The 20801-nt window shown below is 49.3% G+C and carries 24 protein-coding genes; 10 read left to right on the top strand and 14 right to left on the bottom strand.

All coding sequences use genetic code 11. The features are described 5' to 3' along the window. Window positions 1-16 precede the first annotated feature (16 nt). Entirely contained in the window at window positions 17-283 is a 267-nt protein-coding gene (locus J4614_RS19925; protein WP_052765805.1) for an ogr/Delta-like zinc finger family protein, read from the top strand. Window positions 284-313: 30 nt separating this feature from the next. Here J4614_RS19925 and J4614_RS19920 read toward each other — a convergent pair whose 3' ends face one another. The 6 genes from J4614_RS19920 to J4614_RS19895 all read right to left on the bottom strand — a co-directional run bounded on the left by J4614_RS19920 (window position 314) and on the right by J4614_RS19895 (window position 6530). After that, window positions 314-922, bottom strand: coding sequence for an MAE_28990/MAE_18760 family HEPN-like nuclease (locus tag J4614_RS19920; protein ID WP_126489749.1), 609 nt, complete (start codon window positions 920-922; stop codon window positions 314-316). Window positions 923-926: 4 nt separating this feature from the next. Continuing rightward, window positions 927-1976: a DUF262 domain-containing protein gene (locus J4614_RS19915; protein WP_001656626.1), complete on the bottom strand. Its 1050-nt coding sequence runs from the start codon at window positions 1974-1976 to the stop codon at window positions 927-929. A 222-nt stretch (window positions 1977-2198) separates the two neighbouring features. Further along, window positions 2199-4814: a replication endonuclease gene (locus J4614_RS19910; RefSeq protein WP_023198675.1), complete on the bottom strand. Its 2616-nt coding sequence runs from the start codon at window positions 4812-4814 to the stop codon at window positions 2199-2201. A gap of 14 nt (window positions 4815-4828) precedes the next feature. Further along, the gene (locus J4614_RS19905) at window positions 4829-5833 is read right to left on the bottom strand and encodes a Dam family site-specific DNA-(adenine-N6)-methyltransferase (RefSeq protein WP_023198676.1); all 1005 of its coding nucleotides are present in this window, start codon (window positions 5831-5833) and stop codon (window positions 4829-4831) included. Window positions 5834-5903: 70 nt separating this feature from the next. After that, window positions 5904-6287 carry a hypothetical protein gene (locus tag J4614_RS19900; protein WP_170317524.1) on the bottom strand — a complete coding sequence of 128 codons (384 nt, stop codon included), beginning with the start codon at window positions 6285-6287 and terminating at the stop codon, window positions 5904-5906. 21 nt (window positions 6288-6308) lie between these two features. Then, entirely contained in the window at window positions 6309-6530 is a 222-nt protein-coding gene (locus J4614_RS19895) for a phage filamentation protein Fil family protein (RefSeq protein ID WP_023198678.1), read from the bottom strand. A gap of 137 nt (window positions 6531-6667) precedes the next feature. On the opposite strand from J4614_RS19895, the gene J4614_RS19890 reads away from it, so the two are divergent. Then, a complete protein-coding gene (locus J4614_RS19890) occupies window positions 6668-6946 on the top strand; it encodes a hypothetical protein (RefSeq protein WP_023198679.1) in 279 nt (92 codons plus the stop codon). A 220-nt stretch (window positions 6947-7166) separates the two neighbouring features. Here the strand turns inward: J4614_RS19890 and J4614_RS19885 are convergent, their stop codons facing one another. Continuing rightward, the gene (locus J4614_RS19885; protein WP_023198680.1) at window positions 7167-7637 is read right to left on the bottom strand and encodes a hypothetical protein; all 471 of its coding nucleotides are present in this window, start codon (window positions 7635-7637) and stop codon (window positions 7167-7169) included. A gap of 16 nt (window positions 7638-7653) precedes the next feature. After that, window positions 7654-7938: a Cox family DNA-binding protein gene (locus J4614_RS19880; RefSeq protein ID WP_023198681.1), complete on the bottom strand. Its 285-nt coding sequence runs from the start codon at window positions 7936-7938 to the stop codon at window positions 7654-7656. An 81-nt stretch (window positions 7939-8019) separates the two neighbouring features. Between J4614_RS19880 and J4614_RS19875 the strand changes: the two genes are divergently transcribed. Continuing rightward, window positions 8020-8373 (top strand): helix-turn-helix transcriptional regulator, encoded by a 354-nt coding sequence (locus J4614_RS19875; RefSeq protein WP_226302889.1) that lies wholly within the window; start codon window positions 8020-8022, stop codon window positions 8371-8373. Window positions 8374-8457: 84 nt separating this feature from the next. Further along, window positions 8458-9441, top strand: coding sequence for a tyrosine-type recombinase/integrase (locus J4614_RS19870; RefSeq protein WP_023198683.1), 984 nt, complete (start codon window positions 8458-8460; stop codon window positions 9439-9441). Window positions 9442-9626: 185 nt separating this feature from the next. On the opposite strand, the gene cpxP is transcribed toward J4614_RS19870, so the two are convergent. Beyond that, window positions 9627-10127, bottom strand: coding sequence for a cell-envelope stress modulator CpxP (gene cpxP, locus J4614_RS19865; protein WP_001233463.1), 501 nt, complete (start codon window positions 10125-10127; stop codon window positions 9627-9629). Window positions 10128-10277: 150 nt separating this feature from the next. On the opposite strand from cpxP, the gene cpxR reads away from it, so the two are divergent. Beyond that, window positions 10278-10976, top strand: coding sequence for an envelope stress response regulator transcription factor CpxR (cpxR, locus tag J4614_RS19860; protein ID WP_001033731.1), 699 nt, complete (start codon window positions 10278-10280; stop codon window positions 10974-10976). Beyond that, window positions 10973-12346: an envelope stress sensor histidine kinase CpxA gene (cpxA, locus tag J4614_RS19855; protein WP_000580402.1), complete on the top strand. Its 1374-nt coding sequence runs from the start codon at window positions 10973-10975 to the stop codon at window positions 12344-12346. The genes cpxR and cpxA overlap by 4 nt, the downstream gene beginning before the upstream one ends. A 50-nt stretch (window positions 12347-12396) precedes the next feature. Here the strand turns inward: cpxA and J4614_RS19850 are convergent, their stop codons facing one another. From J4614_RS19850 to sodA, 3 genes are all read right to left on the bottom strand, one after another. Then, window positions 12397-12792 carry a nuclear transport factor 2 family protein gene (locus J4614_RS19850; protein WP_000133441.1) on the bottom strand — a complete coding sequence of 132 codons (396 nt, stop codon included), beginning with the start codon at window positions 12790-12792 and terminating at the stop codon, window positions 12397-12399. 11 nt (window positions 12793-12803) lie between these two features. Beyond that, window positions 12804-13493, bottom strand: a complete 690-nt coding sequence (gene yiiM, locus J4614_RS19845; RefSeq protein WP_165801002.1) for a 6-hydroxyaminopurine reductase — start codon at window positions 13491-13493, stop codon at window positions 12804-12806. Between the two features lie 69 nt (window positions 13494-13562). Next, window positions 13563-14183 carry a superoxide dismutase [Mn] gene (gene sodA / locus J4614_RS19840; protein ID WP_000122632.1) on the bottom strand — a complete coding sequence of 207 codons (621 nt, stop codon included), beginning with the start codon at window positions 14181-14183 and terminating at the stop codon, window positions 13563-13565. Between the two features lie 328 nt (window positions 14184-14511). Between sodA and J4614_RS19835 the strand changes: the two genes are divergently transcribed. From J4614_RS19835 to J4614_RS19825, 3 genes are read left to right on the top strand one after another with little or no spacing between them, the layout of a single operon-like run. Continuing rightward, window positions 14512-15495 carry a TRAP transporter substrate-binding protein gene (locus J4614_RS19835; RefSeq protein ID WP_001661631.1) on the top strand — a complete coding sequence of 328 codons (984 nt, stop codon included), beginning with the start codon at window positions 14512-14514 and terminating at the stop codon, window positions 15493-15495. Between the two features lie 18 nt (window positions 15496-15513). Next, window positions 15514-16029: a TRAP transporter small permease gene (locus J4614_RS19830; protein WP_001091413.1), complete on the top strand. Its 516-nt coding sequence runs from the start codon at window positions 15514-15516 to the stop codon at window positions 16027-16029. Then, a complete protein-coding gene (locus J4614_RS19825) occupies window positions 16022-17329 on the top strand; it encodes a TRAP transporter large permease (protein WP_000566800.1) in 1308 nt (435 codons plus the stop codon). The genes J4614_RS19830 and J4614_RS19825 overlap by 8 nt, the downstream gene beginning before the upstream one ends. Before the next feature lie 157 nt (window positions 17330-17486). Here the strand turns inward: J4614_RS19825 and J4614_RS19820 are convergent, their stop codons facing one another. Continuing rightward, window positions 17487-18170, bottom strand: coding sequence for an oligogalacturonate-specific porin KdgM family protein (locus J4614_RS19820; RefSeq protein ID WP_000378716.1), 684 nt, complete (start codon window positions 18168-18170; stop codon window positions 17487-17489). A 618-nt stretch (window positions 18171-18788) separates the two neighbouring features. Here J4614_RS19820 and rhaT point away from each other — a divergent pair. Further along, window positions 18789-19823, top strand: a complete 1035-nt coding sequence (gene rhaT, locus J4614_RS19815) for an L-rhamnose/proton symporter RhaT (RefSeq protein ID WP_000063541.1) — start codon at window positions 18789-18791, stop codon at window positions 19821-19823. Here rhaT and rhaR read toward each other — a convergent pair. Then, complete coding sequence (rhaR, locus tag J4614_RS19810; protein ID WP_000013292.1) at window positions 19820-20668, bottom strand: HTH-type transcriptional activator RhaR; 849 nt, start codon at window positions 20666-20668, stop codon at window positions 19820-19822. The genes rhaT and rhaR overlap by 4 nt on opposite strands. Between the last annotated feature and the right edge of the window lie 133 nt (window positions 20669-20801).

Raw genomic sequence — 20801 nt, 5'->3', positions numbered from 1 at the left:
AGCAATGGCGTGCGGGATGGTGAACATGCGAGTTTTTAAAATTAAATGTCCTGAATGCGGCTCACCGGCCATCATTCGTAAATCTGACTGGAAAGACAAAAAACTGGCTGATTTATACTGCGCCTGCACGGAAGTTGAATGCGGCCACACCTTTGTTTTTAATGCCCAGTTTTCACATACTCTCAGCCCCAGCGGGCTGACCGGCAACAAGCTGGTTAAATTTCTGATTGACCGGCTCAAGCCGGAAGAACGCCAGATAGCTTTGGAATTACTTCAACAATAAATACTCCGCCTTTAAGGCGGAGTATTTATTTTAGGCTTGCTGTTTATATAAATAACTTTCTTGCGTTAAAAATAAGTCAATTTCTTCTAACATGATATCAATTGCTGCTTTCACTGCATCGATGTATGACTCAATATTTTCCTGAGTTGGTAAAATCGAGTTTTCTCCATGTGCAATACAGTTTCTCACTTGAACAAGACGGTCTAGAGTAACAGTTACATCACTAAACTTTTCAAAATCAAAAGCAAACATTTGACATAGTTCTTTCAATACACCACTATGCAAATTCGATTTAGTTTCAATTTTCGTCTTAAATTGAATGGTATTTTTTAATAACTCATTAAATTTATCAGTGAACTCACATCGTTGTTCAAATGATTGCTTCCCACTTAAACTTCTATAGGTATCACCTAATCCAACTACAACTAATCTAGTAGGTATTTGTAATGGGGTTAGTTCTAATTTATTTAAATGCTTTAAAAGCATTTTTAACGAACTAACTACAAAACCCTCCCAGTTTGCATAAATCATCGGTACACACATCCGCCCCCATAAAACAGGGTCTACTTGATGGGGGTTGACTCTAAATTTAGCAAACTCCCCATCTCGCCAGGAGTTTGTTTCATAAATTTCAGTCACTAAACTATGCACTTTTGAAAATCTCTAAGGCTCGATCCATCCGATTACGAGTACGTGCAGTTGAAAACGTGAGCACGCTAATACTTTGATATTTTTCGTCAGTAAGCAATGTATTTATAGCTTCTGTAATTTTTTGCTCATTACCAATGACAGTATTGAATACTTTTGGCAAAGCGTATGATATAGAATCAAAAAGATGTAAGGCAAAAGGTCCATTAGGCCTAAATAACTCCTTACCACCATGAGCGATTAAGAAATCAATTAACTCAACAAATGATTTTTTTTCACCATCTAAATCAAAAGCAATGTCACCTTTCGACACGGAACGCATGAAGTCTGAAAGGAAATTAGGAACAGTTGTATTAAAATCACCATCAAAATGTTTAAAAGCAAAATAGCGAAGCACTAACTCTTCTAAAAACATTTCTTCTTTTTTAGCTGCTGAAGGGTTAATCAACTCAATGAAATTTGGCATAACTGCAATTTCACGCAATATTTTATTTAAATCAACAGGGTATGATCTAAAAATACAATTTCTTATCTCTTGATCAGATAACGGGCTAGCCCCTGTATTCAGTCGATTAAATAGCTCATATCTAATATCTTCGTTACTATCCCAGCGAACAATCTCAACTCTACAAACTGCTCTTTTAATGGTTGTTTTTAATCTGATTGGAAGAGCGTCAATAGTTATATTGTCTAACTCAGCAACCATTTCTCCTTTGCATAGTTTCAGGTTGTTTTTTTCTGGGAGATTCGTAAGAACACCAAAAAATGAAAAAATTGTTGATATACGCTGTAAGCCATCAACAACCTCCCATTTTCCCTTATCATCTTCTGCTACAAAAATCGGAGGAATGGGTATCCCCAATAAAACAGACTCAATAAACCTTGTTTGTTGAAAGTTAGACCAACGAAATGCCCTTTGATATTCAGGAGTGATGAATAAATCTCCGTCTTCAAACATATTCATCAATTCACCAAAAGACATATCTAAACGATCAGCCTTTAATGAATTTCTTTTCTTAGTAATAACTTCTTCTATATCAATCATTATTGCTCCATCAAAATCTGGCTTACCTGAAAGATAATCGGTAGTAGGTGAAATACCATAGCATTATTACAGTTTCTATCTAGCAGAAACAATACCTTTTGAGGCATATTGGACATAGCATTCCTTTCAAGTGGCTAAATTGACTACCGGGCTCTTTGCCGCCCGCCCCCGCAGAATCACGCCAACCGACGCAACCAGTTGCGATGGCCAGCGCGATTGCATTTATTCTTTTGAATGTCGATTTTCCACACCTGCCAGCATTTTTTGATACTCCCCGACTGGATCAAACCGCAGGCGCGTAGCATCAATGCCGTGGTTATCCCGCAGGCGTTCCCATAATTTATTCACCGTCCGTGACTCATCGGGTAATTGACGCGTTATCAACTGGCCGCCAGCACTGGCCCGATAAACTTTGCCGCCAATCTCCAGACGGCTCCCCATTAACAGCGAAACGGCCTGAATCTCCGAAATCTCAACCGAACACAACGCCGCATCAGCCAGCAGACTGGCAACCGCAGGGGCAAGCGCTGCCCGCCTGGCTTTATCAGCCGCCGATCTGGCCTCGGTTTTTTCAACGGCAGAACGCCAGGCAACATCTAATTCGCTCCCTGGCTCATAAGGTGATCCGCTTTGCTGCCTTTTGAATGGTGCTTCACTTAATCGCCGCATCAATTTGCGCCGCGTTGGCTGGTCCATATTTTCAAAATCGACGATTTCCTCTTCTGATTCTTCTGTCATACCCTCCACATCAGGCGAAAAATCGGTGATTTTTTCGTCTTCCGTAGAGTTATTGACAGAACTCCAAGCGTCGCCGGCTGGCGACGGCAAAAGGTCCCCCCCCAAACCGGGGCCGTTTTTGGCCCCGGTGGTAGCTTTGGATTTGGCGCGGATTTTCCACTTAACCAGACGGGTGCAAATACGGGAGGCATCACCCAGACGCGGCGACCAGACCCCGAAAACCTTTTCGGGGATCTCACAATAAGCATTCATTTCATCAGCTGGCTGATAGGCCAGACGGACGACATAGTTTTCACGCGGGATCAAAACACCACCCTGGCGGATGATGTAGGTAGCAAAGCACCCGACATCGGCAGCGGCGCAAACCGCATCCATTGCAGGATCCACAAGCAACGGCGCACCGCGCTTGAAGGTATTGTCAATTTTCTGGCGGGTCGTGATCTGATTGCTCAGTTTGCGCAGCTCGCGGTAAACCGATATGGGCGGCTGTCCGATGGGCTGAAACTGGCGGATGCGGTGAAGTGACGCCCAGGCCATTGCATATTTGGCTGTTTCATTCAGCGGCTTGCCGCTTTCGTCGTCCAGTTCACCGGCCAGCGCGTGACCGTCGATATTCTTCGAAATGTATTTGGCGATATACGCCGTTGCTGACCCTTTCCGTGGGTCCATTTTTTTTGACTTGAAACGAGCACCGGTATTGCGGCCCAGCTCGTCGCGGTCTTCCGCAATGAAGTAGGCGCGAAGGATCGCAACCGTGGCTTTAACCTGCTCTTGTGGCATAAATAGCAACGCGTGCCAGTGTGGTGTCCCATCGTGATGCGGTTCGGCGACGCGGAAGCCATAAGGGCGCAAATCTTCGCGTTTCAGTTTGGCGGTTGCCCGGTTCCATACACGGCATAAATAGCGTTGCGCCTGTGCAACCGTGTCGTAGTTCCATTTTGCGTTATGGTGGCCGGACGCAATATTGCCGTGATATTTCGACGGGCAAGTGATGGTCAGGAAGATGCCAACATCGCCACGACTCTGGGCGACAAGCTCCACGCCAGCCATACGGGCCATAAGCTCATGACGACGAATTGCAGGGTTAGACGTGGATTTGTTAATCATGTCCTCAAGCGACGAAACGTTGCCGTCTTCGTCTACCAGTTCATGACTTTTGAAGAAATTACGGTTTTTACGTCGCTGTTCCTGCCATTCCATCAGGCTTGATGCGCTGATATACGGATGCGCTTTTTTATTTACCGCACCAACAGCACGCAGCTGGTTTTCGCGCCAGTCACAACGCAGGCGCCAGATTTTGCGCCCCCACCAGTCAGGCGAAGCCATACGCAAAATGGCCGTGCATATGCGCTCGCGTTCCCACGGCGCATACCATGCAGGCGGCACAATGCGAAGCGCCAGCATTTCACGGCCCAGGTGGCAATAAAGCCAGTCCAGTTCTTCGACGTTCATGTCTGAAACATTCCGTCCCAGGGCTTCGCATTCCGTCCCCAGCATTTCAGCCATGCGGCTGGCGATCTCATTAGCGGCGCTTAGGGCTTCCCGCTTTGTGAAATCAGCCAGCCGTTGCCAGCGCCCGAACCAGTACGCGGCCAGTTCGCCGGTGATATCAGGCGAAACGCCTTGCCTTGTGCGCACAACATCAAGACGCAGCAATGATTTTTTCACGGTCCCCATAAGAAAATCATTGGTGTGTCTGGTTTCACGGTTGGCCCGTAACCATTCAATTTTTTTGCGCCAGACTTCGCGAATGAAGAACGGCTCAGACAACAAACGCGCTTCGACACCTTCCGGCGTATTGGCCCAGGCAGCCGCCGCTGCTTTGGCGGCTGCACTTTCCTGCCGGATGATATTTTGTTGGGCGGCCAGTGGCAGGCCGCACGGTTCGTACCTGTCCAGCGACTGGATCAGCGCGTCACGGTCGCGAACGTCGTCGGGGTTGTAACCGGCGCGTTTGAAGATGTGATCGATGTGTTTTTTTACGGCAGGATGATGCACCACCGCCCCGGCAAGCGGGGCGATTTTTTTCGGTTCGTAGGTGTACAGACCAACGGCTGGGCGCGGCGCGTTCCAGGGCCATGCAAAAGCGGCGTCAGACATTGGATGCCTCGCTATTACCACGTTCCCGGGTTATCGGACGGCTCGCAAATATCGCAATTGCCTCGACAATCAAACGACCATCCCTCCTCACATGCGGCGATACCTGGGCAACATTTCGCACAGTGACCACCTTCATAGCGCCCGCAGCCATCACAGACAGGCAGCACGCCTATCACTTCACTGGCGGCCCCTCTGGTAATGGCGTTCGCGCTGACAGAACGGTTAACGCTGATTTCCTGGAAGTTGAAAGAGTGATAAATCTCGCGGGTAGCTGGGGTGTCGCTGTTGGACAAGATCACCGGCGAACCAGTAAGGCGGTTAATATCCAGCAGGGCGGCAGCTAACTGGCGATGCTCTTTAATGCCAAACGGGGCGGTGTGGTATTGGGTGAAATTAGCGGTGTCGCTTGCTGGCAGGTATGGCGGATCGCAGTAGATAACCGCGTCACTACCAATCATGATTTTTAACGTGCTCTGGAAATCGCAGCACACGAAAATAGCTTTCGTGTCGTTAGCTTTTTCAGAGAATAAACGCATCTGTTCTTCCGGGAAGTAAGGCGGGGTTTTGTGTCGCCCAAAGGGAACGTTATATCCACCCTGTTGGTTGTAGCGTACTACGCCGTTATATCCGTGACGGTTCAGGTAAAGAAATTGTGCTGCACGAAGAATCTTGCCCGTGTCCGGTCCATCCTCAAACACATTGCGCGATGACAGAAGGTCATGGGCGCGGGCGTTGAAATCGCCGCGGATCCACTTATAGCCGTCTTTATCGCCATACACTTTAAACAGCTGGCGAGCAGCGTCGATCACCGCATCAGGCCAGCGGGTTATCTGGCGATACAGGTTAATTAAATCAGGGTTGATATCACCCAAGATATAACGGCGATATTCAGTATTGAGGAAAACAGAAGCACCGCCGACAAACGGTTCCACCAGACAATCGGCTTTCGGCAGAATCGGCAGCAAATCAGACATAACGCGGCCTTTACCACCGGGCCATTTAACGAGAGATCGAATCATTTTTACTTTCTCCAGGGTGCAAGAAGCCCGACGCGTTAGCGCCTGTTTCTTTTTTGTAGGTAGTTAATTGTTAATTGACTGCGTTATCTGGCGCGGGTGGTTTGTCGCGTATCGCCTGAATTTCGGCGCGTGGTGCGGCGTAGTCCTCAAATTCCCACGGCATTGATGCTGCAAATTCTGAAAGGCGCTTAATGCCCATCAAAAGGCACGTTTGCTCCTTTTCAGTTAGATTTTCATAAGTGCAACCCAACTGTTTGGCGGTCAGTTTCGGCATTCCGGCTATGTATCTGGACGCATCGTTTGCCAGGATGAAAATCACCTTTTTGCAGGCATCATCCAGGCGGTTAAAACGGGTTGCAGTGTCATTTACGCGTGAAGCGTTCAAACTGGCTTGCAGCCGCGCCCGTTGCTCTAAGAACTTGCGGCGGCCCGGCTGTTGTCCTGTCTTATCCATCAACATAACCACCTCCCCAAACTACGCGAAGATACCCATTAAGCGGGAAAACCAGCGGCGCTTATTACGCGGGCGCGACATAAACGGTAAACGACTGTTTTTAACAAATTGAACATCTGCCGCTTTAGGCTGGAAGAAACGCCCGTCCGGAGTTTCAATCCAGCCGCGTTGATGCTGACGGTGGGTGATCTGCTGGCCGTGGGTGAGCAGGCTGGCTAGTGAAGGGCATTGTGTTAAGTCCATGTTGATCTCCGTCAAATTGAAAAAGTGCCGGGATATAACCCCACGCCCGGCGCGTGTTTCCTGTGCTAACATCGCTATGCCTGTGAAACTTTGAGAGGTGAATCAGGCATAACAATCACCAACACAGAGGAAAGCGAATGAGTCGCGAAACTGAATTCGAAGATACCGACATCACTAATAACTTTATTGAAGTCCACGATGTCAAAGTCGCACCACTTGAAGCGCCGAACGGTGATAAAAGAATCATGTTTGTAATTGACTACGATCTTGAAAGTGGTGATGTATTACCCGCAGCTAATGAGATTTATCACTGCCTCGCACCGCAGCAAGCGCGTCAGATGATCGAATGTCTTCAACAATCTCTTGATGAACTCGATCACGGTGTTTCATCATTTCAAAAAATTCACAAACACTAGGTGTTAATTTCATCCTGAATCTTCCGCCAGAAGATGCTGGTACTCTGGCGGTGCTTCTTAGCAAACACTGCGAAACCCCATCAATCTCAAAGCGCATTTCAGTGGCGATACTTTCATTGCTTATTTTTGTGGTTAATTCGACTTCTTTTCCATTGATGATTCGTGTTTCTATTTTTTTCATAATTTTTTTCACCTTCTCCGCCAGATAATGACTTCAAACCTATTGGTAATTTTGTTTAAAAAACCGTTCCCACTCCGCTTTCTGCTCCTGTGTTAACTTTAATGAGTTATTTATTGTTATTGTTCCGAAACAAGAGCGGTGTTTTGGATGAAGTCGTGAAATAAGATCGTTAAGACAAGATTCAAAATCAGCCTTTAATTCCTCCGCCCAGCTTTTTACCCCTTCAAACGCTTCAATTCGGAAATAAATATTTCCCGCGTGAACACCATTGCGATAATAGGAGCGGCGAAAAACAGTGCCGGATTCTCCCTTTTTCGCGTTATTGACTGGGCTTTTTGCTTTTAACTGTTCCAGCAGGGAGTCGATAATCTCCTGTTGCTGACTTGCCGCGTCAACGAGATTGCATAAGGCTTTGTGAATGCCATTATCGATCAGGCGCTCCGGGTTGCTGTTACGCAAAAATTCATTCACAGCGGAAATAAGTTCGTTTACTGATTTGCTGTTTTTCATTTAATACCCCCCACCTCTATAAACCCAGCCATTCAAGCCACGCCCTAACTAATGGTTTTGGCTTGCTGTAATACGCCTTTTTAAGCCCTTCGTTATAGGCGGGGATATAAACGATTTTTTCACCCCTTGAGTTAGGTTTTGCCGGATCACGCATTTCAACAAACGGCAGCTTATTGTTCCTAATCATCATTTCGATAGCATTGGCAGACTTGCCAACCAGTTCCCCAAACTTTGCGGGCGTAACCCCGTCAATGGGGTACTGAACCAGCGTGTTTTCAATCGGGTTAAGTTCTTCCCGCATGTGTTATCCTCCAATTCGCAGACCCTTCTAGACGGCTCAAGACTCTTTGAGACGCTCCTTAGTGTTTGCAATGTTCCACATATGCCACATTTACAGATGGAGGATATTCTCAACATGGCACATATGTCAAGTATGGGTAAGAAGTTTCGCTTAATTCGCAAGGCCGAAGGGATGACACGGCAAGAGTTCGCGGATGCAATTGGTTTACCTTACGGAACCATAACCAACTATGAAACAAAGGGTATACAAGTAACGGAAGGCGCTTTCACGAAAGTTACCAAGCACCCCAGATTTAAAAAGTATGCTTATTGGTTGTCTACAGATGAAACGATGCCGGAGGTTGGTCAAATATCGCCCTCTCTCTCCCCTGATGGGTCCGAAAATTCGGAAGCTGCTCAGGTTTCAATCAAAACCACAGCAAAATCTCACCGTTAAGACCGGAGAACTGGTTAGACCTATATTTTATTTATGCTGAATGTCTGTGGTCGCAGGCAGGAAGCTACATCGGAGGGCTTCGCTATGGCGATTAAGAAGCTCGATGATGGACGTTATGAACTGGACACAAGAACTGGCGGGCGCGGAAGTAAGCGCGTGCGTAGGATTTTTAACAGGAAGGCTGACGCCGTAGCGTATGAAAAGTATATGCTCGGTAAGCTGGGGCGCAATGAATGGCAGGTTGTCTCTAAAGCTGACAGGCGGCCTCTTAGCGAAATACTTGAACTCTGGTATTTTTGCCACGGGCAAGCGCTGAAAAACGGTGAAATTGAAAACCGGCAACTACTCAAGACGATTAATGATCTGGGTAACCCAGGAGTTCATGAAGTGAACAAGCGAATGCTGATTATACATCGCAGCCGCAGACTCTCGCAGGGGATAAGCGCATCAACCATCAACCGCGATATGTACCGGTTGTCTGGAATGTTTACCGCCCTTATCAAACTCGACGAGTTTTCTGGTGAAAACCCGATGCGCGGTTTACCACCGTTACCGGAAAAGAACCCCGGAATGACGTTCCTGACCACGGAAGAAATCAGCGATCTGCTTGATGTTCTCAAAGGCGATTACCGTCTTGTTGCATTGCTAAGTCTCAGCACAGGGGGGCGGTGGAGTGAAGTCAGTACCCTGACCGCTGCACAGATAGCCCAGCGTCGTGTCATATTCCTTGAGACCAAGAACGGTAAAAAACGCGTGGTGCCTATTTCCGGCGAACTGGAAAAGGAGATCGCAGAAAATGCCAGCGCGTCATTGTTTAAGGTTGACTATGAGAACTTCTGCCGAAAGTTGCGTAAAGTTAAGCCTGACCTGCCGCGAGGGCAGGCTACACATGTACTGCGCCACACGTTTGCCAGCCACTTTATGATGAACGGCGGGAATATTATTGCGTTACAGCAAATTCTGGGGCACGCCACTATTCAGCAGACGATGGCCTATGCACATCTGGCACCTGATTACCTGCAAAATGCGGTGATGCTTAACCCGCTGAAAGGAGGAATCACGGTGTAATTTTTCCGTCCACAACCGTCCACCGATGCCAGTTTCGGGACGCCTTGAGACCCCTGTAAACTGAAATGTGGACAGTTGTGGACACTTTTAAGCGGTTGTTTTAGTTGTAAGTGATTGATAAAAAAAACCCCCACATCATGTGGGGGAAGACAGGGATGGTGTCTATGGCAAGGAAAACAGGGTTGTTACTGGGAACGTGAGTTGCTACTACTCAATAATTTCAACGATGAACTTTTTTGCCATTGCGCCACGTCGCGCAGTTGCTCCATTCGTTGCTGATGCTTTTCATTCAAAACCGCTTGCTGCTCCGGCGTTAACAGGCGATACATCTGGTTACGCACGCGGGCCATTTCGACCTGGCGGGCGACCTGCTCTTGCGCCATTTTTTCTGCCTGAGCGCGCACAGCGCTTTCATCAAATTTTTCTGCGGTGACAAGCCGATGCATTGTCTCCATTTCGCTAACATTAACAGGAGGCTGTTCGTGCCTTGCCTGTTGCATAAGATCTCGCATCTGCTGACGCTGATGTTCGGTTAAACTTATGCCGTCAAACATATGATTTTGCGCGCTACGCTGCGTGGCCCCGTCACCGGGGTGCCAGTTATCGCTTGTAACAACTTCAGCTGCGTGGCTTAAAAAACTGAATGCCAGCGTTGAGGCCATAACAGCAGCGGTAACTTTGCGCATCGCTTGCTCCCAAAATCTTTTCTGTCGCGATTCAACGAGAGACAGTTTACGATTCGGGCTGCAAACATGCGTCAGGGGGTGTAAAACAACGTAAAGTCATGGATTAGCGACGCCTGATGACGTAATTTCTGCCTCGGAGGTACGTAAACAATGAATAAAATCCTGTTAGTTGATGATGACCGAGAGCTGACTTCCCTGTTAAAAGAGCTCCTCGAAATGGAAGGTTTTAATGTCCTGGTGGCCCACGACGGCGAGCAGGCGCTTGAGCTTTTGGATGACAGCATCGATTTACTTTTGCTTGACGTCATGATGCCGAAGAAAAACGGTATCGATACGTTGAAAGCGCTTCGCCAGACACACCAGACGCCTGTCATTATGCTGACCGCGCGCGGCAGCGAGCTGGATCGCGTTCTCGGCCTTGAGCTGGGCGCGGACGACTATTTGCCCAAACCGTTTAACGACCGCGAGCTGGTAGCGCGCATCAGGGCTATTTTGCGCCGTTCCCACTGGAGCGAACAGCAGCAGAGCAGCGACAACGGCTCGCCGACGCTGGAAGTCGATGCGCTAAGCCTTAATCCGGGCCGCCAGGAAGCCAGTTTCGATGGCCAAACGCTGGAGCTGACCGGTACGGAGTTCACCCTGCTCTATTTGCTGGCGCAACACCTCGGCCAGGTGGTTTCCCGTGAACATTTAAGTCAGGAAGTGCTGGGCAAGCGCCTGACGCCGTTCGATCGCGCTATTGATATGCATATTTCTAACCTGCGCCGCAAACTGCCGGAACGCAAAGACGGTCACCCGTGGTTTAAAACATTGCGTGGTCGCGGCTATCTGATGGTTTCCGCTTCATGATAGGAAGTTTAACCGCGCGCATCTTCGCCATCTTCTGGTTGACGCTGGCGCTGGTGCTAATGCTGGTACTGATGTTGCCCAAGCTCGATTCACGCCAGATGACCGAGCTGCTGGACAGCGAACAGCGCCAGGGATTGATGATAGAGCAACATGTAGAAGCTGAACTTGCGAACGATCCGCCCAACGACCTGATGTGGTGGCGTCGCCTGTTCCGCGCGATCGATAAGTGGGCGCCGCCTGGACAGCGGTTATTACTGGTGACCTCTGAAGGACGCGTGATCGGCGCTGAACGCAGCGAAATGCAGATCATTCGTAACTTCATTGGTCAGGCGGATAACGCCGATCATCCGCAGAAGAAAAAATATGGCCGCGTAGAGATGGTGGGGCCGTTCTCCGTTCGCGACGGAGAGGATAATTACCAGCTTTACCTGATTCGACCGGCCAGCAGTTCGCAATCCGATTTTATTAATCTGCTGTTTGACCGCCCGCTCCTGTTGCTCATTGTCACGATGCTGGTCAGTTCGCCGCTCTTGCTATGGCTGGCATGGAGTCTGGCGAAACCGGCGCGTAAGTTGAAAAACGCGGCTGATGAAGTGGCGCAAGGCAACCTGCGTCAGCATCCGGAGCTGGAGGCGGGTCCGCAGGAGTTCCTCGCCGCTGGCGCCAGTTTTAACCAGATGGTGACGGCGCTGGAACGGATGATGACCTCGCAGCAGCGTTTGCTGTCAGATATCTCCCATGAGCTGCGAACGCCCCTTACGCGCCTGCAACTGGGTACCGCGCTGCTGCGTCGTCGTGGCGGCGAAAGCAAAGAGCTGGAGCGTATTGAAACCGAAGCGCAGCGTCTGGACAGCATGATCAATGACCTGCTGGTGATGTCGCGTAACCAACAGAAAAACGCGCTGGTCAGCGAAACGATGAAAGCCAATCAGCTATGGGGCGAAGTGCTGGATAACGCCGCCTTTGAAGCCGAACAGATGGGCAAGTCGTTAACGGTAAATTATCCGCCGGGGCCGTGGCCGCTTTATGGCAACCCAAACGCGCTGGAAAGCGCGCTGGAAAATATTGTTCGTAATGCGCTGCGCTATTCACATACGAAGATTGAAGTCGGCTTCTCGGTGGATAAAGACGGTATTACGATCACGGTCGATGACGACGGGCCGGGCGTCAGCCCTGAAGACCGTGAGCAGATCTTCCGTCCGTTCTATCGCACTGATGAGGCGCGCGACCGCGAGTCTGGCGGCACCGGGCTGGGGCTGGCGATTGTTGAAAGCGCCATGCAGCAGCACCGCGGCTGGGTTAAGGCTGACGATAGCCCGCTCGGCGGGTTGCGGCTCACGCTGTGGCTACCGCTGTACAAGCGAACCTAAAAACCATCGGCCTGCGAATGCAGGCCGATTTTTTATCTCGCCGTCGAGATTTACCGGGAAATGTCTGGCGCCAGAATCCACTCAGCGCTGTCATTCCACACGTCCATCCGGGTAATTTTGCCATCGCGCACTTCGAAGCGGTCGATAAAGCGGTTATCGGCAAACGGGCGACCGTCGGGCCATTCGCCATACAACGTACCGTTGGAATAAATCACAACGTAATCATCATGCTGCACCGCATCAAACTCGCCCAGCGCCTTCTTCACCCACTTGTAGCGAGCGCCGTTAAACTGCGCGATATCTGCCGCGCCCGCCATCGCCCGGCCTCCGGTGAAGGTAATTTTCACCTCCGGGTGCATATACGTTGCGGCGCGTTCAGCATCAGGAATCATCGAGGCCACCAAAAATTCTTTTACGATCGCCACCGCATTTTCAGCTTCAGTCATAACCCTTCCTTTCATTTTGGCGGAGTTTTATCACCCCACAGCCGTCTGGCGCTATCTTCAATTTTGCCGCTCAAACGACGCTTCTGCATGGTGCGGCTCCAGCTCGCCGACAGCCCGGCGGCGCTCAGCAGCCGATGATATTGTTCGTCATCAAACGGCATAGACCAGGCGATAACACCCGCTTCATGAATCGAGACATCGCTCAGACGCGACGCCAGTTCCAGCGGCGCATCGCTGGAGACTTTACCTGGCGCAATGACCCGATACAGCCAGCCGGTTTTTCCGCTGTTCTGCATAAGGAGGGCCATGTCGCTGATGGCAAAGTGGAAATTAAGTTTAAAGCATGGAGAGCGCGGCTGAGTGACCTGGATCAACGCCTCGCCCCAGCGGTAGATATCGCCAATAAACACGTTGTATTCGGTCATTCCGTCCGTCGACAGATTCTCGCCAAACGCCGGGGCGCAAAACAGCGTCGCCTGCTCGGGGAACTGGCGAATCCAATCAGCATAGTGTTCGCGGGGGTAATGGCATAGCGCGCGGTCGGGGCCGCCATGGATTTTCTTTTCGGCCTGCTGATCGCCTGCCAGACCCAGCTCGGTCAGCATAAGTTCGCCGTCGATTTGCACCTTGGCGATAGCGCTCGGGCGGCTGCCGTCATAGTCACGAATTTTGCCAATAAACACGTCAACCGGATAATGCATCTGCTGCTCCTTACGCGGATACAAAAAAAGCGAGTCATCAGACTCGCTTCTACAGACGTGCAATGCAAATTATTTTTTAGCGGCGAAACGCGCTGCTGCTTCGTCCCAGTTCACCACGTTCCAGAACTCTTTGATGTAGTCCGGGCGGCGGTTTTGGAATTTCAGATAGTAAGCGTGTTCCCACACGTCCAGACCCAGGATCGGGAAGCCGGAAGCGCCGGAAATGGCTTCACCCATCAGCGGGGAATCCTGGTTTGCGGTAGAAACCACAGCCAGTTTGTCGCCTTTCAGCACCAGCCACGCCCAGCCGGAGCCGAAACGGGTTGCTGCTGCTTTTTCGAATTCAGCTTTGAAGTTGTCAACGGAACCGAAGTCACGCTCGATAGCCGCTTTCAGGTCGCCCTGCAGAGTGGTGCCTTTTTTCAGCCCTTTCCAGAACAGGCTGTGGTTAGCGTGGCCGCCGGCGTTGTTACGCAGCACGGTTTTTTTGTCCGCTGGCACCTGGTCCAGTTTAGTAATCAGTTCTTCAACCGGCAGGTCAGCAAACTCAGGCAGGTTTTCCAGCGCCGCGTTAGCGTTGTTGACATAGGTTTGATGGTGTTTGGTGTGGTGAATCTCCATCGTCTGCTTATCGAAGTGCGGTTCCAGTGCATCATAAGCGTACGGCAGGGATGGCAGTGTATAACTCATAATCATCTCCATTATTGTCGAGCGGCACAGTGTTAACGCCGCGTAAGCAGTTGGTTCATTATAGTTAATTAAATGATATTGAAAATGATTATCAATGCCGCACTTTTTCCAGGGTTATAAACGTTACGGCATCCGCTGAAAAAAACCGTTTTTTACGCCTCCAACCGAAACCGCCTGTTGATGAATTCCTGGAAATCAGGAAATGTGAAACAGGGTTTCAAAATCTTTCTTTTGGTGCCAAATTTTGTCATCGGTGGCAAAATCAAGAAGGTTATAATTTCACCATGCAATTACATTCCCGGTAAATTATTACAATTGCGAGGGAATTATGAAGCAACCTGGTTTTATACGTCTGGCTACGTTGGCCTTACTCTCCACACTCTCTTTCTTCTCCCACGGCGAAACCATTTTGCGCCTGGCCTACGCTGAAAATAGCCAGCCGGTAAAAGATGCGTTGCACTTCCTGGGGCAGCAAGTTGAAGAGAAAACGGGCGGCGATATCAAAGTACAGTACTTCCCGGACGGACAGCTTGGCGGCGAGCGCGAACTGGTGGAGTTGACGCAGGTCGGCGTCGTCGACATCACTAAAGTGTCGTCCGGGCTGATGGAGAGTTTTTCGCCTGAGTACGGCGTGTTCTCACTTCCCTACCTGTTTGCCAACGTCGAGGAATACTACCGCGTAATGGATAACCCACAGGTGATGGAGCCTGTCTATCAGTCCACCGCCGCGCAGGGGTTTGTCGGCGTAGGCTGGTATGATTCCGGCGCGCGTAATTTTTATATGAGCAAAGCGCCGGTTAAACGCATTGAGGATTTACGCGGGAAGAAGATCCGCGTCATGCAGAGTGAGACGGCGATCCAAACTCTCAAACTGCTGGGCGCTTCGCCTATCGCCATGAGCCAGGCGGAGGTCTATACCTCGTTACAACAAGGCATACTCGACGGCGCGGAAAACAATGAGTTCGCTCTCACCATCGCCCGCCACGGTGAAGTCGCCCGTTATTACACCTACGATATGCACACCCGCATTCCCGATATCCTGTTAATGAGTACCCTCACGCTGGAAAAGCTGACGCCGGAACAGCAGCGCATCGTCGAAGCCGCCATCAAGGCGTCGATCGAATTTGAGAAAGCCGCATGGGACAAGGAAATAGAGAAAACCAGGCTGGCGGCGGTAAAAGATTTCAACGTTGAATTCTACGAGATCGACAAAAAGCCCTTCCAGAAGGCAGTACAGCCTATTTACGACGGTCTGAAAAACAAGCCGCGGCTTTACGGGCTGTATCAACGTATCCAGACAGCAAAAAATTAATCTAATCAGGAAATTAAGATGAACACATTCAGAAAAGGACTTGATTTATTGCTGGGCGCTATCTGTTGCCTGGTGCTGGCGATAATGGTTGGCATCGCCTGCTGGCAGGTGGTGAGCCGCTACATTCTGGGCGTTCCCAGCACCCTTACCGAAGAGATGCTGCGATTTCTCCTGGTGTGGGTATCAATGCTGGGCATGGCTTTTGTCGCCGGTCAAAAACAGCATATCAGCCTGACTCTCTTACTGGATAAGGTGTCGCCGACGATTCGCGGCTGGTGGGATATTATTCTGCAGGTCATTTTTATCGCGTTTTCCATTTGGGTATTGATTATCGGCGGCTTAAAGATTTCTGCGATTTCTATGCTGCAAATCTCCCCTGCGCTGGGCATTCCGATGGGGAAAATTTATTACGCGCTCCCCTGCGCGGGCGTACTGATCATCCTCTATGGGCTGCTGAATATCGTTGACGCCCTGAAAGCTATCCATTCCGCCACGGATACCACTGAGCACACTCTGGAGAAATCACATGATTGACCCTATTTTTGCGTCCTGTACGCTAATTGCCGTCTTTGTTGTTTTACTGGCCATGGGCGCGCCTATCGGGATCTGCATCGTCATCGCCTCTTTCAGCACCATGATGCTGGTACTGCCTTTCGATATTTCGATGTTCGCCACCGCGCAAAAAATGTTCTCCAGCCTGGACAGTTTTGCCTTGCTGGCCGTGCCGTTCTTCGTTTTGTCCGGGGTGATCATGAATAGCGGGGGAATTGCCGCCCGACTGGTCAATTTTGCCAAACTGTTTACTGGCAAACTGCCCGGCTCGCTCTCTTACACCAACATCGTCGGCAATATGATGTTTGGTGCAATTTCCGGATCGGCAATTGCCGCCTCAACCTCCATCGGCGGCGTGATGGTGCCGATGAGCGCGCGCGAAGGTTACGATCGCGGCTTTGCGGCCGCGGTGAATATCGCCTCCGCGCCGACGGGAATGTTAATTCCGCCCACCACGGCTTTTATCCTTTATGCGCTGGCAAGCGGGGGAACATCGATTGCCGCTCTGTTCGCCGGCGGTCTGGTTGCGGGTGTGCTGTGGGGCGTTGGCTGTATGCTGGTCACGCTGGTGGTCGCTAAGCGTCGAAATTATCGGGTTTTCTTCACCGTCCAAAAAGGCATGGCGCTAAAAGTTGCCGTTGAGGCCATTCCCAGCCTGCTGCTGATCGTGATTATCGTCGGCGGCATTGTGCAGGGGATTTTCACCGCCATTGAAGCCTCCGCGATTGCCGTGGTGTATACGTTATTGCTGACGATGGTGTTTTACCGCACGCTGAAAATTAAGGATTTGCCTTCGATTTTGCTCCAGACAGTGGTAATGACCGGGGTCATCATGTTCCTGCTGGCAACCTCTTCGGCGATGTCCTTCTCGATGTCGATCACCAATATTCCTGCGGCGCTGAGCGATATGATCCTCGGTATTTCCGCCAATAAACTGGTTATCCTGTTAGTCATTACCGTTTTTTTGTTGATTATCGGCGCATTTATGGATATCGGTCCGGCCATTCTGATTTTTACGCCAATTCTGCTGCCGATCATGGCTAAACTGGGCGTCGATCCGGTGCATTTCGGCATTATCATGATCTATAACCTGGCGATTGGCACCATTACGCCGCCAGTTGGCAGTGGTTTATATGTCGGGGCGAGCGTCGGTAAGGTCAAAGTTGAGGAAGTGATTAAACCGTTGCTGCCTTTTTACGGCGCGATTATCGGCGTTCTGTTATTAATTACCTACATTCCGGAAATCACACTGTTCTTACCCCGTCTACTGGGCATCATGTAAGCGCATAGTTTCCTGCACATCTCGTTGCCGGATGGCGATTCGCGTCTTATCCGGCCAACGCACGATAATAATTATCCGCAGGTCATCACCAGGTAAAAAAAACCGGCTACCTATAAAGTAGCCGGAAAAGGGAATAAATAATAAACAGGGATAATGATTAGAATGTGTAGCCTATACCCACGCGGAAACGGGTTTGTCTTTCATCGCTGTTGCTATTGACGGAAACATTACCTACCTCAACGAATGGCGACCATTGATCAATAATATAGGCAGTTCTGAAGTTATATTCATAGTTATCTTTGCCGCCATCGTAAAGATCATATTTATCAGCTTTCTTATAAATTCCTTCGATTGTCCAGTCAAAGTTGTTCCATTTATAACCCGCCCAGACATCCATACGATTGATGGTATCATCATCACGGATATCAGAAGAACGGCGTACATATTCAAAACGATAGCGCGCACCAACCCACCAGCTTTCATTTAATGTCCACGTCGCGCGGAAGTAAGGCTTATAGGTAGAGTAACCATTGCCGGTTTCCAGCACAAAACCCGGTTGCCAGGCGACATCACCGGTTTTAAATTGGTAGCTTATCGTATATTCGTTGCCCTGTGTTTCCAGGTCATTAAACGCTTTATTGGTGTCATCCCCGCCTGATTTTGAGATAGCTTCTATCGCAAAACCAAAACCATTCGCAAACCGATGAGAAATATACGCACGGTCATAGTTAGCTTTACTGTCGTCAAGATATTCATGACGAACATCGACATATACTGCATGCGCATTTGTTACAACAAGAGGTAATAGTAAGAAAAGAGATTTTCTCATAACAGAATCCATTTAATTTAAAATTAAAACGTTGTTTTATGTCAGGCCGTTACAACCATAATACGCAATGTGAATGGCGACAATATAGGCAAAGATCTTTAATTTAAAATTGGGATAATGTTCAAAAAGCAAAATAAAATAAATGAAATTTATATTCGCCATATAACATAAAAATCAAAACACCATCAACAAAGCCAATATAGGGATTTCCCTATATTTATATTTCATTGATTCCTAACGTTAATTTCAATATATTTAAATTGTAAATACAAATAAAACAACTAAATAATTACTGTATAACTACCTTTTTATCAAACGGTAAGTCAGACTATTCCCATTATGTGAGCTCACGCAGCGTTTTCTTTGCATTGCTGCCAGCTAAGTCGTTTCGTGTCGTTATGATGAAGGTATTTTAGAAAACCAATATTACCCACTGATTTAAATAACATCCAGACGGTCATGATGCGCTCCGACTTTTTTAAAACGTGAAGTTAATCACTTCATTAACGTGCTGATTGCCAGAATACACCCAACGGCGGCAATCGTTATAAGGTTACCAGGCGGCGTAATTTTTAAACTCATGCAAACGGAAGGGGTATCCCGTCCATAAAAAATAATGAGGAACATGTCATGAGTAACGCGATTACGATGGGTATTTTCTGGCATTTGATAGGGGCGGCCAGTGCAGCCTGCTTCTATGCTCCGTTCAAGCAAGTGAAACAGTGGTCATGGGAAACCATGTGGTCAGTGGGCGGCATCGTCTCCTGGCTTATTCTGCCGTGGACAATTAGCGCTCTGTTACTGCCTGATTTCTGGGCCTATTATGGACAGTTTAACCTCTCCACCCTTTTACCGGTTTTTCTGTTCGGCGCCATGTGGGGCATCGGCAATATTAACTACGGTCTGACTATGCGTTATCTCGGGATGTCGATGGGTATCGGCATCGCTATTGGCATTACGCTTATCGTCGGCACGCTGATGACGCCTATCATCAACGGTAACTTCGATGTGTTAATCCATACCGAAGGGGGACGCATGACGCTACTTGGCGTTTTTGTCGCGCTGATCGGCGTCGGGATTGTGACGCGCGCCGGACAGTTAAAAGAACGCAAAATGGGCATTAAAGCGGAGGAGTTCAATCTGAAGAAAGGGCTTCTGCTGGCAGTGATGTGCGGTATTTTCTCGGCGGGGATGTCTTTTGCCATGAACGCCGCGAAACCGATGCATGAAGCTGCTGCCGCGCTTGGCGTTGACCCGCTCTATGTCGCGCTGCCGAGTTACGTGGTGATTATGGGCGGCGGCGCGCTGGTTAACCTCGGTTTCTGTTTTATCCGCCTGGCAAAAGTACAAAATCTGTCGATAAAAGCCGACTTCTCGCTGGCAAGACCGTTGATTATCAGCAATATTCTGCTGTCCGCGCTTGGCGGTCTGATGTGGTATTTACAGTTCTTTTTCTATGCCTGGGGTCACGCGCGCATTCCCGCGCAATATGACTACATGAGCTGGATGCTGCACATGAGCTTCTATGTGCTGTGCGGGGGGCTTGTCGGTCTGGTGCTAAAAGAGTGGAAAAATGCTGGCCGCCGTCCCGTTGCCGTATTAAGCCTCGGCTGCGTGGTAATTATTATCGCGGCGAATATTGTCGGTTTAGGCATGGCCAGTTAATCGCTTTGATTACTGAGATGACGCCATTGGCTCGGCGTCATCCCGGTTTCCCGCGTGAACACCACTGAAAAATAATTACTATCTTCAAAACCGCACTGCATCGAAATCTCGCTAATCATCAGCGGGCTATGCTGAAGCAGATACTGCGCGTGGCAAATACGGACCTGGCGTAAATATTGATTAATCGTCATCCCGGTTTGGGCGCGAAACTGCTGCCGCAGCACCCGTTCGCTGCATTGTTCCTGCTGGCAAAACGCATCCAGCGCAAAGGGACGCTCAAGGCTATTAGCCAAAGCGGTAATTAATTTATCCAACAGCGTTTCTCTGGAGGTTGCCGGAAGATCGTCGGTCGCGTAGCGATGCCGTTTTAACGTCATCACCAGTTGACCAAACAGCAATTCCGCCATCTCATTCGCCAGCGGATCGCGCCCATTACTCTCATGTTCAAGCTGGTTAATGACCTGCCGCGCCTGATTCATTCCCATACTGCCCAGCCGCCAGTGAGGATGCCACTGCGCTCCCTGAAAGCCGGGAATCATCGCCTGCCAGTTTACATTGAGTTTCAAACGCTCCGGGCAGTAAATGATATTTTGCAGCACCAGATCGTTAACGGAGGTATAGGAGTGTTTGTCTTCAGCACGAATGTAAAACAGATCGCCGCGGGTAATTCTGTATGGGCGCTCATTAAGAACGTGTAGGCCATTGCCCCGCCAGACCATCACCAGTTCACAAAACTCATGCGTATGTTCCGCAAAAACATCCTGTGGATAGCGATCGGCAACCGTAACGGCCTGCTGCTCATCAGTAAAAAAATCTTTTTTCAAAAGGATTAACTGATTTGCCACCGCAGCACCTCATGTTGAATGCTTGCCGGATGGCGCTACGCTTATTCTGTCTACCGCTCGCCGCCGTAGGCCAGGTAAGGCGCAGACGCCATCCGGTATTAAAGGGTATAATTATCAGCATATTGGCGACGAA

Source organism: Salmonella sp. 32031103-2018-00083-FB-01-SM-01 (assembly GCF_017571995.1).
Lineage (GTDB): Bacteria > Pseudomonadota > Gammaproteobacteria > Enterobacterales > Enterobacteriaceae > Salmonella > Salmonella enterica.
This window is presented reverse-complemented; position numbering and strand designations above follow the sequence as displayed.

Excerpts from the sequence above, each read along its gene's own strand:
- J4614_RS19925 (WP_052765805.1), top strand. The coding sequence starts at position 17 with ATGGTGAACATGCGAGTTTTTAAAATTAAATGTCCTGAATGCGGCTCA.
- J4614_RS19915 (WP_001656626.1), bottom strand. The coding sequence starts at position 1,976 with ATGATTGATATAGAAGAAGTTATTACTAAGAAAAGAAATTCATTAAAG.
- J4614_RS19910 (WP_023198675.1), bottom strand. The coding sequence starts at position 4,814 with ATGTCTGACGCCGCTTTTGCATGGCCCTGGAACGCGCCGCGCCCAGCC.
- J4614_RS19905 (WP_023198676.1), bottom strand. The coding sequence starts at position 5,833 with ATGATTCGATCTCTCGTTAAATGGCCCGGTGGTAAAGGCCGCGTTATG.
- J4614_RS19900 (WP_170317524.1), bottom strand. The coding sequence starts at position 6,287 with ATGGATAAGACAGGACAACAGCCGGGCCGCCGCAAGTTCTTAGAGCAA.
- J4614_RS19895 (WP_023198678.1), bottom strand. The coding sequence starts at position 6,530 with ATGGACTTAACACAATGCCCTTCACTAGCCAGCCTGCTCACCCACGGC.
- J4614_RS19890 (WP_023198679.1), top strand. The coding sequence starts at position 6,668 with ATGAGTCGCGAAACTGAATTCGAAGATACCGACATCACTAATAACTTT.
- J4614_RS19885 (WP_023198680.1), bottom strand. The coding sequence starts at position 7,637 with ATGAAAAACAGCAAATCAGTAAACGAACTTATTTCCGCTGTGAATGAA.
- J4614_RS19880 (WP_023198681.1), bottom strand. The coding sequence starts at position 7,938 with ATGCGGGAAGAACTTAACCCGATTGAAAACACGCTGGTTCAGTACCCC.
- J4614_RS19875 (WP_226302889.1), top strand. The coding sequence starts at position 8,020 with ATGCCACATTTACAGATGGAGGATATTCTCAACATGGCACATATGTCA.
- J4614_RS19870 (WP_023198683.1), top strand. The coding sequence starts at position 8,458 with ATGGCGATTAAGAAGCTCGATGATGGACGTTATGAACTGGACACAAGA.
- cpxP (WP_001233463.1), bottom strand. The coding sequence starts at position 10,127 with ATGCGCAAAGTTACCGCTGCTGTTATGGCCTCAACGCTGGCATTCAGT.
- cpxR (WP_001033731.1), top strand. The coding sequence starts at position 10,278 with ATGAATAAAATCCTGTTAGTTGATGATGACCGAGAGCTGACTTCCCTG.
- cpxA (WP_000580402.1), top strand. The coding sequence starts at position 10,973 with ATGATAGGAAGTTTAACCGCGCGCATCTTCGCCATCTTCTGGTTGACG.
- J4614_RS19850 (WP_000133441.1), bottom strand. The coding sequence starts at position 12,792 with ATGACTGAAGCTGAAAATGCGGTGGCGATCGTAAAAGAATTTTTGGTG.
- yiiM (WP_165801002.1), bottom strand. The coding sequence starts at position 13,493 with ATGCATTATCCGGTTGACGTGTTTATTGGCAAAATTCGTGACTATGAC.
- sodA (WP_000122632.1), bottom strand. The coding sequence starts at position 14,183 with ATGAGTTATACACTGCCATCCCTGCCGTACGCTTATGATGCACTGGAA.
- J4614_RS19835 (WP_001661631.1), top strand. The coding sequence starts at position 14,512 with ATGAAGCAACCTGGTTTTATACGTCTGGCTACGTTGGCCTTACTCTCC.
- J4614_RS19830 (WP_001091413.1), top strand. The coding sequence starts at position 15,514 with ATGAACACATTCAGAAAAGGACTTGATTTATTGCTGGGCGCTATCTGT.
- J4614_RS19825 (WP_000566800.1), top strand. The coding sequence starts at position 16,022 with ATGATTGACCCTATTTTTGCGTCCTGTACGCTAATTGCCGTCTTTGTT.
- J4614_RS19820 (WP_000378716.1), bottom strand. The coding sequence starts at position 18,170 with ATGGATTCTGTTATGAGAAAATCTCTTTTCTTACTATTACCTCTTGTT.
- rhaT (WP_000063541.1), top strand. The coding sequence starts at position 18,789 with ATGAGTAACGCGATTACGATGGGTATTTTCTGGCATTTGATAGGGGCG.